Source organism: Nocardia fodinahabitans, from assembly GCF_052983615.1.
Genome location: NZ_JBRJJC010000001.1, coordinates 5,245,325 through 5,259,448, shown reverse-complemented (window position 1 = coordinate 5,259,448; position 14,124 = coordinate 5,245,325). Strand labels below are relative to the sequence as shown.

Here is a 14,124-nt window from a genome sequence, read left to right as displayed (position 1 = left end):
CTCCTCGAAACGGTGGATCGTGTGTTCAGTGGGAACGCGGCGCTCGTATGGGCGTGGTCGCTCGCAGTCCGCGGGTCATGATTCGGGCGTAGCCGCGCGGCGAGATCCGATTCGCCCACCAGGCGAGCTTCGCGGTGCGCCCCGGCAGGACGAGGTCCTGCCCGTCGGCCACGGCCCGCACGACCAGGCGCGCCACGTCCTCGGGGGTGATCTCGGGTCCGGTGGTGGAGCGTTGGACGCCTGCGGCGCGCCCCACCTCGCTCATCCCGCCGACGACGAATGTCGGATGCACCATCGTGACCGAAATCCCCTGCGGCGCAAGCTCTTCCCGCAAGACAGTGAACAGTCCGGTGACGGCGTGCTTGGCGCCCACGTAGGCCGGGCGACCGAGAACCGGCGCGAAGCCCGCGACCGAACTCAGCACGACGATTCGCCCCGCGGTCGCGGCCAACCCGGCGAGAGCGGCCCGGGTACACAGCAGGGCACCCATGTAGTTGACCTCCATCACGCGCCGATAGGTCGCCGCGTCGTGGTCCATCAGGCTGCCGATCGCCGAGATTCCCGCATTGTTGACGAGCACATCGATTCGGCCGTGCTCGGACATCACACGGTCGAAGGCGGCCCGAACCTGGTCCTCGTCGGTGATGTCGCAACCGAGGAGCCGCGGATCGTCGGACGTGCAGGCACCGGGCAGATCGAGACCCGTGACGGCATAGCCTGCGGAGGCGAATTGCCGCATCATTGCCCGGCCGATGCCGCCGGCAGCGCCGGTGATCACGGCAACCTGTCTCATCGAATGTCCTGTCGTCGCGATTCACGGCGCGGACCGAGCGTCTGATTGCGCCGGTTCACCCTCACCGTTGTAATTCCACCCAAACATAAGGGCGACTATCGGCCCTGAATATGGCCCACGCCACCCTATTACCCCTACTTGTTGTGGCGCGCCACAATTTTGTGCAGTATCGACCGATGCATACCCGAGCTGACTGGACAGCCATGACCGACCTCATCGAGCAGGTCGTCGGCGAGGACGATCTGTTGTCGTCCGTAGTTGCCGGAGTGCGCGCGACGGTCCGGGAGGTCGCGCCGCTCACCCGCACCGATATCGCCGGACATACCCGCGCGCTGCTCCTCGCGGCGACCCGGGCGCTGACTGATCGGCGCGGACCCGTGGAAGCGGAGCTGTCCTTCGTCGAGGAGCTCGCGGTCACCCGGGCCGGGCAAGGTGTCCCCATCGAAGCCGTGCTGCGCGCCATCCACGTCGCCGAGCGAGCGATCTGGTCACGTGCGCGGGAGCTGGCCGCGGCCGAGGGAATCGAGACCGGCCTCCTCCTGGATGCGCGGGAGCTCTACGACGATTGGGCCGAGGTTGTACGGTGCAGGCTGATCACCGCGCACCGCACCGCGCAGGTCGGACAACGGGGCAGGACCGGCGACCGGAATGCGGTGATTCTGCGGCGGCTACTCGCGGGTGGCTCGGTGGCCGCACTGGCTGCGGCCGAGGCCGGTTTGCGAGTCGGGGCCGGGCTCTGGGTACTGGTTGCCCGCGTCGGCGACTCCGTCGCGACGGCGGGCCTCGAGCGCTCGGTGCGCCACGATCGCGGCCAGGCATTGTTCGCGATCGTGGATGATCTTCTGATCGGCGTGCTCGACCACGCTCCTTCCAACCGGGTGGAAGCACCGCTCGCGGTCGGCGCGGCCGGTCCCGCCGAACCCGAGGACCTGGCCGGCGTCAGGGTGCTCGCGACCGCCGCATTGACCGCGGCCGAGACGATAGGCAAGGTCGGTGTGATCCATATCGCCGAGGTCGCGGTGCCGGCGGCGCTCGCCGACCGAGCTGACCTGGCTACGGCACTCCTCGACTGTCACGCGGCGGCGATGAACTCGCTCGGTCCGAACGCGGAACAGGTCGTGGTCGGGGTGTGCGCCTGGCTGGAAGGCGATCGGGACACCGCATCGGCTGCCGAGACGCTGTTCGTTCACCCCAATACCGTCCGCAACCGGGTCCAGCGCTTCACCGACGCCACCGGGATCGACCCATCCACCACGTTCGGCGCGATGACGGCGTGGTGGCTGTGCCATGCCTGGCTGGCCCTGACGGGCGCGGCGATGCCTCACCGGAGATGAGGTTCACCGCTTCACCGCCGCCGAGCGCACTGGACTCGCTGCCGGGATGAGGGTCGTTCCGCATTCGATTCCGTGTCCGCCAACAGTCACGATGCCGTTATCGAACCACCATGGACAAGACCGGCTCCAGTCACTCTGGTTCCGATCCGGACAGGCTGGAGCTGCGCAAACGCTGACGAAACCCGATTTGTGCAAAATTTTTCTGTGACGCGCGGCACATCTTTCGGAGCAGCAAACCCCCTGCGTAGATAACGATTCTGCAACTGCGCGAAGAACCGACCAAGATCGGCAGCGTTTGCCGTTCAGATTCCGTTCATTTTCTGTTAACCCGTCGTGACCATTCTGCAATCAGGTCACAAACAGACCTGCGGTTTGGTTAGCCCCGAGGTATCCAACTTCCGGAGCGAAGAACCGAAGAGCGCGTGGTCTCCCCGCAGCCAGCTGTGGAGCACCGTGCGACGCGCGGACCGTCATCGAGCGGCCGACCACTGACAGCGTCGCACATTCCCATACAGACAGAAACAACACATCGCCTGACCGGCGTGCGCCGCTGCGTGCGCTGCGCGATCCACCGCGCCCTCCGCTGGGGCCCGCGGTCGCCAGACAGAGATGAAGGAACAGAACAGCCATGCTCAACAAAGACAAGCTCAGCACCGTTATCGGCCGTCGTTCGCGCCGTGAGGCGTTCACCGTGGCGGTCGCCGCGGTCGGTCTGGTCGCCGTAGCCGCGTCCTCCGCCGTCTCGTTCGCCGACGACAGCGTTCCCGAGCGTGCAGCCATGGTCGTCGAGCAGGCGGAGAGCATCCCCGCCGTCGGCGCCGCCCCCGCCGTCGAGGCGATCCCCGCTCCGGCCCCCGCGCCGCAGGCCGCTCCGGCCCCCGCGCCCGCTCCCGAGGCCGCTCCGGCCCCGATGCCCGAGCCCGCCGCCCCCGTGTACCCGGACAACCTGGACGGCTGGATCCGCCAGGCCCTCGACATCATGGCCGCCAAGGGTATCCCCGGCACCTACGAGGGCATCCACCGCAACATCATGCGCGAGTCGACCGGTAACCCCCAGGCGATCAACCTGTGGGACTCCAACGCCGCGATGGGCATCCCCTCCAAGGGCCTGCTCCAGGTGATCGACCCGACCTTCGCCGCGTACCACGTCGAGGGCACCCCCTTCGACGTCTGGAACCCGGTCTCCAACATCGTGGCGGCCTGCAACTACGCGGCGCACCGCTACGGCTCGATGGACAACGTCAACAGCGCCTACTGAGCCACCTGACGGGTGAACGCCCGCGCCCCGGTCATCGCCGACCGGAGCGCGGGCGTTCGTCGTAGAATCGCCCCGTGCCAGACAGCGCCGATCAGGCACCCGATCACGCGCATTCCGACGCGGCCACCGCCAGCCGCGTCGCCAAGGCCCGCCGGCTGGCCGGCTATCTCTGGGACCGAGACATCCGCGGGACCGAACTGCTCGCCCTGCCCGCGGCCACCCTGCGCAAACTGGCCAGGGCCGCCGACACCAATCCACCGAGCACCGGCGAGACCTGGCAGGTGGTCGCCGACCTGCTCGACCAGAAGGACGCCTGGGCGGCCCGCAATCCCGGGCACGCCGCCGCCGTGCGCACCCACGCCGACGAGAAGCTGCTGTGGGTGAAGCCGCCCGTCACGCCGTGGACCGCCGGATCCTGAGCGGCACCGTCAGGAAACGACCAGACCGATCGCGAGCGCGAGCATGATCACCGCGATCAGCGAATCGAGGACCCGCCACGCGGTCGGCCGCGCGAACAGCGGCCCGAGGCGGCGCGCGCCGTATCCCAGCGCCAGGAACCAGACGATGCTGGCCAGCATCGCGCCCGCGGCCAGGAACCAGCGATCCGGGCTCGCGTAGGTACTCGCGAAGGAACCCAGCAGCACCACGGTGTCCAGGTATACGTGCGGGTTGAGCCAGGTCAGGGCCAGGCAGGTGAGGACGGAGGCGCCGACGGCCACCGAGGCGCCCGCCGCTTCGGCGATCAGCGCCGACGAACTCAGCGCGCGCCGCGCCGCCAGCACGGCGTAGCCGAACAGGAACGCCGCGCCCGCGTACCTGGCGACGGTCAGCACCGCGGGCACGGCCTCGACGACGGTCCCGAAGCCCGCGACCCCGGCCGCGATCAAGACGATGTCGGAGACGGCGCAGACGGCGATCACCGGCAGCACGTGTTGCCCACGCACGCCCTGGCGCAGCACGAACGCGTTCTGCGCGCCGATCGCCACGATGAGCGAGAGCCCGAAGCCCAATCCGGAGAGGGCGGCCAGTGCCGCGGAAGAAGCCGTCACGTCTGTCGACGTTAGGAGCGCATCAATTTTCAGGCCAGCTGATGATTCTTCACCAGCATTAGAATTTCTAACATGGATCTCCAGCTGGACCAGTTGCGCGCGCTCGACGCGGTGCTCACCGAGGGCACCTTCGAGGCGGCGGCGCGGCGGTTGACCGTCACCCCGTCGGCGATCAGCCAGCGGATCAAGGCGCTCGAGGAGGCGGCCGGCCGCATCCTGGTGCAGCGCTCGAAACCGGTGCGCGCCACCGAATCCGGGCTCGCGGTCCTGCGGCTGGCCCGGCAGGTGGAACTGCTCGCCGGTGACACCGCCCGCGAACTCGGCGACGTCGACCGGCCCGCCGGGCGGCCCGCGCGCATCCCGATCGCCGTCAACGCCGACTCGCTGGAGACCTGGGTGATGCCCGCCCTGGCCGGGGTGGGCAGCGGGATCTGCTTCGAATTGCACCGCGAGGACGAGGAACACACCACACGGCTGCTGCGCGACGGCACCGTGATGGCGGCGATCACCGCGACCGCCACACCCGTCCAGGGCTGCAAGGTCCTCCCGCTCGGCGCCATGCGCTATCAGTCGCTCGCGACGCCGGATTTCGTGGCGTACTGGTTTCCCGACGGCGCGCGACCCGGTTCGTACGCGACCGTGCCGATGATCCAGTTCGACCGCAAGGACGATCTGCAGTTCCGGCACGTCGGCCGCCAGTCGAATCTGCCGATCGACCCGCCGATGCATTTCGTGCCGTCGTCGAACGCCTTCGGCGACGCGGTGCGCCTCGGCATGGGCTGGGGCATGCTGCCCGACCTGCAAACCGAAAAAGACAGGGCCGCGGGCACACTCGTCAACATCAATGGACGCGCCCATATCGATGTCCCGCTGTACTGGCAGCAGTGGAAGCTCGACTCCCCCGCACTGAGCGAGACCGCGGCGGCCATCGTGGCGGCCGCCGCGGACAAGCTGATCCAGCCGCAGCGCTGATCGCCGGGCCTCAGGTGGCGGTTGTCAGACCTTCTTCACCACACTGGACTTCAGCTGCATCGGGCCGATTCCGTCCACCTTGCAGTCGATGTCGTGATCGCCGACGCCCTGCACCAGACGGATATTGCGCACCTTGGTGCCCGCCTTGATGCCGGTCGGGCTGCCCTTGACCTTGAGTGTCTTGACCACGGTCACGGTGTCGCCGTCGGCGAGCACATTGCCGACGGCGTCGCGGATCACGTCGTCACCGGCGTCTTCGGCGCCGCCGGGTGACCACTCGTTGGCGCACTCCGGGCACACCAGCAGGGCGCCGAGCTCGTAGGTGTATTCACAGGAACAGGCCGGACAGGCCGGCAGCGAGTCGCTCATGGGAAGTCCTTCGGGGTGGGTGATCAAGCGGCGGAGAGGAATTCGACGAGGACGCGGTTGACCTCGTCGGGCTGTTCGAGGTAGCCGTAGTGCCCGCAGCGCTCGATCTCGGCGTAGCGGGCGCCCGGGATCGCCTCGGCGACCTCGCGGCAGAACCGGGCGGGCACCATCTGGTCGTCGGCGAATCCGACGACCAGACTGGGCACGGTGATGCCGCGATAGGCCGCGCGCCGATCCTCGGAGCGGTCCATCCCCAGCTGGGCACGGGTGCCGGGAGTGCCCTTGCCCGAGGTGAATTCGAAGATGTCGAGCCACTCCTGCGCCTTGGCCGGGTCGGCCAGGGTGTGCGGGGACAGGTTCAGCATCGCCTTGACCGCGGCCGCGTACTCCGGGGGCAGCTGAATACCCTTGTCGAACAACGCCTGCTCACCGCGATTGAGCGTGCTCGACACCGGGTGCGCCCGCGCGGTGGCCGCGAACATGACGGCTTTGCCCAGCAGTTCGGGACGGGCCAGCGCCAGCTCGGCCACCACCCGCGACCCCATCGACGTCCCGACCACGTGCGCGGGCGCGCCCAGCTGCTCGATCAGCGCGGCCGTGTCGCCGACCAGGTCGGCCATGGTGATCCCCGCCGCCGACTCCGACGACGGCGCGATCCCCCGATTGTCGACCGTGACGACCCGGAAGCCCGCCTTGACCAAGGCGGGCACCTGGTACGTACGCCAGACCCGGCCGGGGCTACCGCTGCCCATCACGAGCAGGACCAGTGGTCCGGACCCGGTGACGTCGTAGTTGAGCTGGATGCCGTTGAGCGTGACGAGGGGCATATCTCTCCTGTTAGCCTGTTTGCTAAAGTTAGAAAACACCATACCGCCACAGCAGGACGGGGTTGACCACGGTGCCAGGACTGAGCAGACCGCTTTACCAAATGAAGGCCGACTTCTTCAAAACCCTCGGCCATCCGGTCCGTATCCGGGTATTGGAGCTGCTCAGCGAGCGCGAATACGCGGTCTCGGAGATGCTGCTCGAGGTCGGCGTGGAGGCAGCGAACCTGTCTCAGCAGCTGGCCATCCTGCGCCGGGCGGGCTTGGTGACCGCGCGACGCGAGGGTCTCTCGGTGACCTACGAACTCACCTCGCCGCGCGTGAAGGAGCTGCTGATCGTGGCTCGCGCGATCCTGACCGGCGTCGTCGCCGGGCAGGCGGAACTCCTCGAGAACCCCGAGTCCACCCTGGCCTGAACCTTTCCGCCCACCGCTCGACCCCTACACTCTGATTGCATACTTTCTAAACTAGACACCTAGCAAGTTGACAAGGAGAACATCCGTGACCGCGAGTTCCGCGCCGACGACGGTTCCGACCGACCATCCGGCCATCCTGTCCTGGGTCGACGAGATCGCCGCGCTGACCACGCCCGACCGCATCGTCTGGTGCGACGGGTCCCGGACCGAGTGGGATCAGCTGACCGGAGAACTCGTCGAGAAGGGCACCTTCGTCCGGCTCACCGGCAAGCCCAACTCGTTCTGGTGCGTCTCCGACCCCGACGACGTCGCCCGCGTCGAGGACCGGACCTTCATCTGCTCCGCCGACGCCGCCGACGCGGGCCCGACCAACAACTGGGTCGATCCGATCGACATGCGCACCGTCATGACCGAGCACTACCGCGGCGCGATGACGGGCCGCACGATGTACGTGATCGCCTTCTGCATGGGCCCGCTCGACGCCGCCGAACCGAAGTTCGGCGTGCAGATCACCGACTCGCCGTATGTCGCGGTGTCGATGCAGGTCATGACCCGCTCGGGCACCCCGGTCTGGGAAAAGCTCACCGGCGATACCGAATTCGTGCGATGCCTGCATTCGGTCGGCGCACCGCTGGGTGTGGGCCAGGCCGACGTGCCGTGGCCGTGCGACAACACCAAATACATCGCGCACTTCCCCGAATCGCGCACCATCTGGAGCTACGGATCCGGCTACGGCGGCAACGCACTGCTGGGCAAGAAGTGCTTCGCGCTGCGGATCGCCTCGGTCATCGGACGTGACGAGGGCTGGCTGGCCGAGCACATGCTCATCCTCAAGCTCACCTCGCCGCAGGGCCGGACACACTATGTCGCCGCGGCGTTCCCGTCCTCGTGCGGCAAGACCAATCTGGCGATGCTGGAACCCGCGCTGCCCGGCTGGCAGGCCGAGACCATCGGCGACGACATCGCCTGGATGCGCTTCGGCGCCGACGGCCGACTGTACGCGGTGAACCCGGAGGCCGGGTTCTTCGGCGTCGCGCCCGGCACCGGCGCACGCACCAACCCCAACGCGATCGCCACCATCGACCGCGGCAACTCCATCTTCACCAACACCGCGCTCACCGATCAGGGCGACGTGTGGTGGGAGGGGCTGACGAAGCAGCCGCCCGCCCACCTCACCGACTGGCGCGGCAACGACTGGACACCCGAATCCGGAACCCCCGCCGCGCACCCGAATTCGCGCTACTGCACGCCGATCGAACAGTGCCCTTCGGTCGCGCCGGAGTGGAACGATCCCACCGGAGTGCCGATCTCGGCGATCTTCTTCGGCGGCCGCCGCGCGAGCACGGTCCCCCTGGTGGCGGAAACCTTCGACTGGGCGCACGGTGTGTTCACCGCCTCGGTGCTGTCCTCGGAGACCACCGCCGCGGCGACCGGCGCGGTCGGTGTCGTGCGCCGCGATCCGATGGCGATGCTGCCGTTCCTCGGTTACCACGTGGGTGACTACTTCGCGCACTGGCTGCGGCTAGGCGCACAGGCCGATCCGGCGAAGTTGCCGAAGATCTTCCAGGTCAACTGGTTCCGGCGCGATGCCGACGGCACATTCCTGTGGCCCGGCTTCGGCGACAACGTGCGCGTGCTGAAGTGGGCGCTGGAACGCCTCGACGGCACCGCCGACGCCGAGTGGACGCCGATCGGCTACGTTCCCACCGCCGACGCGCTGGACCTGTCCGGCCTCGACGACGCCGACCGCGCGCTGGTCGAGCGTGCACTGGCCGTCGACACCGCGGAGTGGGTGACCGAAACCCGTTCCATCGACGAGTGGTTCGCGGGCATCGGCGGCAACCGGCTACCGGATGCGCTGCGCGAGCAGCTCGCCGCGCTGAAGTTACGGTTGGTGAGCAACCGATGACCATGCGGGCACTGCTGCCGACCTGGTCGGAGTGGAAGCCCGCCTTCCGGGCGCCGGGCACGGATCTGATGGCGGGGCTGATCGTGGCGCTGGTGGCTCTGCCGCTGGCGCTGGGATTCGGCATCAGTTCCGGGCTCGGTGCCGCCGCCGGTCTCGCGACGGCGATCGTGGCCGGCGTCCTGGCCGCGGTGTTCGGCGGCTCGCGCTTCCAGGTGTCGGGGCCGACCGGCGCGATGACCGTCGTGCTGGTGCCGATCGTGCACGAGCACGGCGCGTCCGGGGTACTGACCGTCGGCCTGATGGCGGGCGTGCTGCTGGTGGCGCTGGCCTTCGCCGGTGTCGGCCGGGCGGTGCGGTTCATGCCCGCTCCGGTGATCGAGGGGTTTACCGCGGGCATCGCGGTCGTGATCGCGCTGCAGCAGGTTCCGGGCGCGCTGGGGGTGTCCGGAGCCGAGGGCGAGAAGGTCTGGCAGTCGGCCTTCGATGCCGTGCGCCGCTTCGTCGAGCATCCGGACGCGACCGCGCCGGTGACGGCACTGCTCGTCGCCGCGGTGATCCTGATCGGTGGCCGGTACCTGCCGAAGCTGCCGTTCGCGCTCGTCGCCGTCGTGGCGGCGACGATCGTCGCGAGCGTGTTCGAGCTCGACCTCACCCGGATCGGGGCGATCCCGGCCGGGCTGCCCGCACCGTCCCTCGACTTCGTCGAGTGGGGCGCGATGTCCGGCTTGCTGCTGCCCGCACTGGCGGTGGCCGCGCTCGCCGCCCTCGAATCGCTGCTGTCGGCCACCGCGGCCGACGCCATGGCGGTGGGCACCCGGCACAATCCCGATCGCGAACTGTTCGGGCAGGGCCTGGCCAATATCGCCGCGCCACTGTTCGGCGGCGTGCCCGCGACCGGTGCCATCGCCCGGACCGCGGTCAATGTGCGCTCGGGTGCGCGAACACGGATGGCCGCTCTCTTCCACGCGGTGGTGCTGGCCGCGATCGTCTATTTGGCGTCCGGGCCGGTCGCCGACATCCCGATCGCGGCGCTGGCCGGTGTCCTGCTGGCGACCACGGTGCGGATGGTGGAAGCGGCCTCACTGGCCGCGATCGCCCGCGCGTCCCGGGGCGATGCGATCGTCATGGCGCTCACCTTCGTCGTGACGGTGGCGTTCGACCTGGTCACCGCGGTGGTGATCGGTATCGGTATCGCGCTGGTGCTCGCGGTACGCGCGGTCGCGCGCGAGGCGAGCATGCAGCAGGTGCCGCTCGACGAATCCGATCACCTCGGCGAGGAACACGACCTGCTGCGCGACCACATAGTCGCCTACCGCATCGATGGCCCGCTGTTCTTCGCCGCCGCGCATCGCTTCCTGCTGGAGCTGTCCGAGGTCGCCGATGTGAAGGTGGTGATCCTGCGGATGTCGCGCGTCACCGCTCTCGACACCACCGGCGCGCTGGTGCTCGCCGACGCCGTCACCAAACTCCAGCACCGCCACATCACCGTCCTCATGTCCGGCCTGCGCGAAGACCACCGCGCCCGCCTGGCCGCCATGGGCGCCCTGCCCACCGGCGGCGACGACGCCGTCTTCCCCGATACCGGCGCCGCCATCACCTACGCCCGCCGTTTCCTGCCCACCCACCGACCCCAGTGAGCGCGAGCGGCATCCGGCCGCCGCCCTGTCACTCGGTGCCGTGGTGAGCCCGCGGTATGCACCGTGCCGGACAGCTGGGGCACTTCGCCCACCGCGTGCCTGTGACGTTCACCGGCACACCGGTCGGCAGCGCGGCTGAGGTCTACCGGCCGACGCGGCTGAGATCCACCGGCCGACGCAGCCGAGGTCTGCCGCCCGACGCAGCCGAGGTCTGCCGCCCGACGCGGCCAAGGTCTGCCAGCCGCCGCGGCCAACGTCCACCCGCCAGCGCGGCCGAGGTCCACCCGCTGACGCGGCCGAGGTCTGCCAACGCGGCCGAGGCCCGCTGCCCAGCGTCGTGACGGTGGACGTGCGCCCGATGGTGATCTGCTCGTCCAGCGGCTTGTCCGAGCCGATGGGTACTGATCCGGCTGTGCCGCAGCTGAACTCGCGGATCACTCGGAACGGGTGCGGAACTTTCTGCGGTAGGCGGTCGGAGTGAGGCCGGTGGCGGTGGCGAGGTGGGTGCGCAGATTCACCGTGGTGCCCAGCCCGCTCGCGGTGGCGACCCGTTCGATCGAGAGGTCGGTCGCTTCGAGGAGGCGGCGGGCGTGGTCGAGTCGGCGGGCGGTGAGCCAGGACAGTGGGGTGCAGCCGAGTTCGGCGCGGAAGCGGCGGTGCAGGGTGGCCACGCTGACACAGGCGTGGGCCGCGAGGTCGGTGACCGTGATCGGTTCGGTCGCATGGTGTTCGGCCCACTCCAGCGTCGGGGCCAGTGCCGGGCCGGGGTCGCGAGGCACCGGACGGTCGATGAACTGACGCTGGCCGCCGCGGCGATGCGCGGCGAAGACCAGGCGGCGGGCGACCGCGGTAGCGATCTCGGCGCCGTGGTCCCGCCCGACCAGGTACAGGGCCAGGTCGAGGGCCGCCGCGCTGCCCGCCGAGGTGAGGATGTCACCGTCGTCGATGAACAGCACGGCATCGTCGACCTCGGTGCCGGGGAAGCGGCTCCGGAACTCGGCGGCCCACTGCCAGTGCAGGGTGACGGTGCGGCCGGTCAGCACTCCGGCTTCGGCGAGGGTGAACGCCCCGCTGCACATGCCGACCAGGCGGGCGCCCCTGGCATGCGCGCGGGCGATCGCCGCGAGCACCGCCGGATGACGCGGAGTTCCGGTGTCCGGGCGGTTCGGGACGATCACAGTGTCGGCGGCATCGAGCAGGGTCAGCCCGGCCAGGCCGGTCATGGTGAAGAAGTTCTGCCGCATCGGTACCTCGCGTCGATGCGCGCAGAGCCGGAAGTCGTAGAGCAGGCCGCCGATCTCGGGCCGGTCGATCCCGAACACCTCGGTCATGCAGGCGAGCTCGAACGGGTTGGACCCCTCGTCGACGAGCGCCGCGATCCGGTGCAGGCCCGGCTGCGAGAAATCTTGCGACATGCGTCATTCATCGCACTGTTCGGGTCCGTGCCGCAACCGCGACGATGAGGCATGACCGATCGACCGACGAATATCGACGCCGCGCTCGCCACCTTCGACACCCTGTGGAGCCCGCGCATCCTGGCCCGCGTGAACGACTGGGATGTGCGCCTGGCCAAGGTACGCGGCGAGCATCTCTGGCACGCCCACCACGACACCGACGAGTTCTTCCTCGTCCTCGACGGCACCCTCGACATCGACCTGCGCTCCCCGGACCGGCGAGTCACCTTGCACCGCAACGACACCTACGTCGTCCCGCGCGGTGCCGACCACCGCCCGTCCTCCGCCGAGGGCGCGACACTGCTGCTGTTCGAACCCACCGGCACCTTGACGACCGGTGATCACTCGGGCGAGGTCCCTGACCACATCACCGCCACGACCGGCACCGCGCTCGCCTGAGCCGCGACCTCCCTCGCCCGACGACCCGAGCACACTCGCACCGGCGCGACCCGACACACGATCGCGGCCACATCACCAGCCCGGCCAGCACCGCGCACGCTTGAACCGGGACCTTCCTCGCCCGACGACCCGAGCACACTCGCACCGGCGCGACCTGGCGTGTTCGCGGCCACATCACCGGCACTGCCGGAGCCTCACCCACTTGAACCGGGGCATTCCGGGCCGCCTTCGGCGCACCGGGCGCCGGACCTGGCACAGCGGGTCCAGGATGGGCGACCACGGCCGACGGGCGGTGGCACCGTCGTCAGCCATCGATGGCCGGCTCGGCCGACGGGCGGTGGCGCCGTGGTCAGCCCGCGGTCGCGGCGAAATACGCCGTGCGCACCGCGACGTCCGGCGGGGGCGGGAAGTCGGGATTGCCCGAACCGAGCGGGCCGACCCGCACCGTCCAGGTGCTCGACGACGTATCGACCGCGGTGCGCGCGTTCGCGGGCTGTAGCACCACGTCGTGGCCGCCATCGCAGGAGTACGCGCCGACCAGGCCGTCGGAGCGTCCGCCCCAGGCGCCGCCGACGCGGATGCGGCAGTGCCTGCCGTCGGCCAGTTCCAGCGCCCACGGTTCGGGCGACTCGGTGCGGCCGACCGCGCCGAGCTGCGGTGTCACCGTGTAGCGGCGCAGGGTGCGCTGCCAGGGATCGCCGGCGCAGAGCAGGGTGGTGTTGCCGGGCGGGGCCCAGCAGACATCGGCCGAGTCGGCGGAGGCGCCGCAGCCGGAGTAGATCCCGGGGGTGTTCCCCGAGCGGCTCGGCTCGGCGTATGTGCAGTCCAGCGCGCCGTACGGATCGGGGCTGACGATGGTGAAGCCGTCAGCGGGCTCACCGGCGGCGGTCACCGCGACGACCGAGACGACGCTGGTCGCCGGGCCGGACGGGGCGAGCGTGACCTGGCCCGAGGTGACCGGCGTTCCGGGGCCGCTCGTCGGGCCCGGCGGCTCCGGTTGCCCGGTGGCCTGGGTCGGCACACCGGACGTCGCGGGTTGCGGGGTGGCCTGGGTCGGCGTCGCGGTGTCCGGCGACGACGAACACCCGGCGAGGACGACGATCAGCGCCGCACCGGCGACTCCTGCTCGAACGACAGCCATGGCCACCCCCTTGATTCGACGAGCTCCGACCCTCGACTGTGCATCGGCCGGATGCGCGAATTCGTTAACCGGGCACAGCTGTTCGGTCGTCGCTGGCCCCGACTACCTTCGCCGACAGCGACCGCAGCGCGTTGCTCTCCCGCTCGGTCAGCCGGTCGACGAACACATCGCGCACCAGCTCGACGTGCTCGGGCGCGGCCCGGCCGAGTACCGCGCGGCCCTCCTCGGTCAGCGAGACGACGATCCCGCGGGCATCGTCCTCGGCGGGCCTGCGGTCGACGAGCCCGCGCGCCGCCATCCGCGCCAGCTGCTTGGACAGCCGGGACTTGTCCCAGCACACCTCGCCCGCCAGTTCCTTGGCCCGCATGCAGCCGTTCGGCGTGGCCGACAGCGGCACCATCAGCTCGTAGTCGGCCATCGACAGCCCGTGCTCGGCCAGCCCGGCCGTGATCGCCGCGTCCAAGCGCTGACGCATGCGGATATAGGCTTGCCAGGTCTGCTGCTCTTCCGCGGTCAACCATCGAGTCACGGGAATGATCCTAGAACCCATTTGGTTGACATGGAAACAA

General features: G+C 69.6%; 15 protein-coding genes. 8 read left to right on the top strand and 7 right to left on the bottom strand.

The window, feature by feature from the left end; all coding sequences use genetic code 11:
* Nucleotides 1-25: 25 nt before the first annotated feature.
* The gene (locus NV348_RS24435; protein WP_447148916.1) at nt 26-793 is read right to left on the bottom strand and encodes an SDR family NAD(P)-dependent oxidoreductase; all 768 of its coding nucleotides are present in this window, start codon (nt 791-793) and stop codon (nt 26-28) included.
* 176 nt (nt 794-969) lie between these two features.
* On the opposite strand from NV348_RS24435, the gene NV348_RS24430 reads away from it, so the two are divergent.
* The 3 genes from NV348_RS24430 to NV348_RS24420 all read left to right on the top strand — a co-directional run bounded on the left by NV348_RS24430 (nt 970) and on the right by NV348_RS24420 (nt 3,804).
* On the top strand, nt 970-2,127 hold the full coding sequence (locus NV348_RS24430) for a helix-turn-helix domain-containing protein (RefSeq protein ID WP_447148915.1): 1,158 nt from the start codon (nt 970-972) through the stop codon (nt 2,125-2,127).
* Between the two features lie 628 nt (nt 2,128-2,755).
* Nucleotides 2,756-3,385 (top strand): transglycosylase SLT domain-containing protein, encoded by a 630-nt coding sequence (locus NV348_RS24425; protein ID WP_447148914.1) that lies wholly within the window; start codon nt 2,756-2,758, stop codon nt 3,383-3,385.
* A gap of 74 nt (nt 3,386-3,459) precedes the next feature.
* The gene (locus NV348_RS24420) at nt 3,460-3,804 is read left to right on the top strand and encodes a hypothetical protein (RefSeq protein ID WP_447148913.1); all 345 of its coding nucleotides are present in this window, start codon (nt 3,460-3,462) and stop codon (nt 3,802-3,804) included.
* Nucleotides 3,805-3,813: 9 nt separating this feature from the next.
* Here the strand turns inward: NV348_RS24420 and NV348_RS24415 are convergent, their stop codons facing one another.
* The gene (locus NV348_RS24415; RefSeq protein ID WP_447148912.1) at nt 3,814-4,434 is read right to left on the bottom strand and encodes a LysE/ArgO family amino acid transporter; all 621 of its coding nucleotides are present in this window, start codon (nt 4,432-4,434) and stop codon (nt 3,814-3,816) included.
* Between the two features lie 72 nt (nt 4,435-4,506).
* Between NV348_RS24415 and NV348_RS24410 the strand changes: the two genes are divergently transcribed.
* On the top strand, nt 4,507-5,406 hold the full coding sequence (locus tag NV348_RS24410) for a LysR family transcriptional regulator ArgP (RefSeq protein WP_447148911.1): 900 nt from the start codon (nt 4,507-4,509) through the stop codon (nt 5,404-5,406).
* A gap of 24 nt (nt 5,407-5,430) precedes the next feature.
* On the opposite strand, the gene NV348_RS24405 is transcribed toward NV348_RS24410, so the two are convergent.
* Together NV348_RS24405 and NV348_RS24400 are read right to left on the bottom strand one after the other, a co-directional pair.
* Nucleotides 5,431-5,775, bottom strand: coding sequence for a zinc ribbon domain-containing protein YjdM (locus NV348_RS24405; protein WP_447148910.1), 345 nt, complete (start codon nt 5,773-5,775; stop codon nt 5,431-5,433).
* A 23-nt stretch (nt 5,776-5,798) separates the two neighbouring features.
* Nucleotides 5,799-6,602 (bottom strand): alpha/beta fold hydrolase, encoded by an 804-nt coding sequence (locus NV348_RS24400; RefSeq protein ID WP_447148909.1) that lies wholly within the window; start codon nt 6,600-6,602, stop codon nt 5,799-5,801.
* A 101-nt stretch (nt 6,603-6,703) separates the two neighbouring features.
* On the opposite strand from NV348_RS24400, the gene NV348_RS24395 reads away from it, so the two are divergent.
* The 3 genes from NV348_RS24395 to NV348_RS24385 all read left to right on the top strand — a co-directional run bounded on the left by NV348_RS24395 (nt 6,704) and on the right by NV348_RS24385 (nt 10,561).
* Nucleotides 6,704-7,015, top strand: coding sequence for an ArsR/SmtB family transcription factor (locus NV348_RS24395; RefSeq protein ID WP_447148908.1), 312 nt, complete (start codon nt 6,704-6,706; stop codon nt 7,013-7,015).
* An 85-nt stretch (nt 7,016-7,100) separates the two neighbouring features.
* A complete protein-coding gene (locus tag NV348_RS24390; protein WP_447148907.1) occupies nt 7,101-8,924 on the top strand; it encodes a phosphoenolpyruvate carboxykinase (GTP) in 1,824 nt (607 codons plus the stop codon).
* A 2-nt stretch (nt 8,925-8,926) separates the two neighbouring features.
* Nucleotides 8,927-10,561, top strand: a complete 1,635-nt coding sequence (locus tag NV348_RS24385) for a SulP family inorganic anion transporter (protein WP_447151132.1) — start codon at nt 8,927-8,929, stop codon at nt 10,559-10,561.
* 434 nt (nt 10,562-10,995) lie between these two features.
* Here NV348_RS24385 and NV348_RS24380 read toward each other — a convergent pair whose 3' ends face one another.
* The gene (locus tag NV348_RS24380; RefSeq protein WP_447148906.1) at nt 10,996-11,976 is read right to left on the bottom strand and encodes a GlxA family transcriptional regulator; all 981 of its coding nucleotides are present in this window, start codon (nt 11,974-11,976) and stop codon (nt 10,996-10,998) included.
* Between the two features lie 51 nt (nt 11,977-12,027).
* Here NV348_RS24380 and NV348_RS24375 point away from each other — a divergent pair, with 51 nt between their 5' ends.
* Complete coding sequence (locus NV348_RS24375; RefSeq protein ID WP_447148905.1) at nt 12,028-12,414, top strand: cupin domain-containing protein; 387 nt, start codon at nt 12,028-12,030, stop codon at nt 12,412-12,414.
* 349 nt (nt 12,415-12,763) lie between these two features.
* Here NV348_RS24375 and NV348_RS24370 read toward each other — a convergent pair whose 3' ends face one another.
* Together NV348_RS24370 and NV348_RS24365 are read right to left on the bottom strand one after the other, a co-directional pair.
* Nucleotides 12,764-13,555, bottom strand: a complete 792-nt coding sequence (locus NV348_RS24370) for a hypothetical protein (protein WP_447148904.1) — start codon at nt 13,553-13,555, stop codon at nt 12,764-12,766.
* A 64-nt stretch (nt 13,556-13,619) separates the two neighbouring features.
* Nucleotides 13,620-14,084 (bottom strand): MarR family winged helix-turn-helix transcriptional regulator, encoded by a 465-nt coding sequence (locus NV348_RS24365; protein ID WP_447148903.1) that lies wholly within the window; start codon nt 14,082-14,084, stop codon nt 13,620-13,622.
* Between the last annotated feature and the right edge of the window lie 40 nt (nt 14,085-14,124).

What these genes read in the sequence shown, in the direction of transcription:
- NV348_RS24435 (WP_447148916.1), bottom strand. Translation starts at nt 793, where the DNA reads ATGAGACAGGTTGCCGTGATCACCGGCGCTGCCGGCGGCATCGGCCGG.
- NV348_RS24430 (WP_447148915.1), top strand. Translation starts at nt 970, where the DNA reads ATGCATACCCGAGCTGACTGGACAGCCATGACCGACCTCATCGAGCAG.
- NV348_RS24425 (WP_447148914.1), top strand. Translation starts at nt 2,756, where the DNA reads ATGCTCAACAAAGACAAGCTCAGCACCGTTATCGGCCGTCGTTCGCGC.
- NV348_RS24410 (WP_447148911.1), top strand. Translation starts at nt 4,507, where the DNA reads ATGGATCTCCAGCTGGACCAGTTGCGCGCGCTCGACGCGGTGCTCACC.
- NV348_RS24405 (WP_447148910.1), bottom strand. Translation starts at nt 5,775, where the DNA reads ATGAGCGACTCGCTGCCGGCCTGTCCGGCCTGTTCCTGTGAATACACC.
- NV348_RS24400 (WP_447148909.1), bottom strand. Translation starts at nt 6,602, where the DNA reads ATGCCCCTCGTCACGCTCAACGGCATCCAGCTCAACTACGACGTCACC.
- NV348_RS24395 (WP_447148908.1), top strand. Translation starts at nt 6,704, where the DNA reads ATGAAGGCCGACTTCTTCAAAACCCTCGGCCATCCGGTCCGTATCCGG.
- NV348_RS24385 (WP_447151132.1), top strand. Translation starts at nt 8,927, where the DNA reads ATGCGGGCACTGCTGCCGACCTGGTCGGAGTGGAAGCCCGCCTTCCGG.
- NV348_RS24380 (WP_447148906.1), bottom strand. Translation starts at nt 11,976, where the DNA reads ATGTCGCAAGATTTCTCGCAGCCGGGCCTGCACCGGATCGCGGCGCTC.
- NV348_RS24375 (WP_447148905.1), top strand. Translation starts at nt 12,028, where the DNA reads ATGACCGATCGACCGACGAATATCGACGCCGCGCTCGCCACCTTCGAC.
- NV348_RS24370 (WP_447148904.1), bottom strand. Translation starts at nt 13,555, where the DNA reads ATGGCTGTCGTTCGAGCAGGAGTCGCCGGTGCGGCGCTGATCGTCGTC.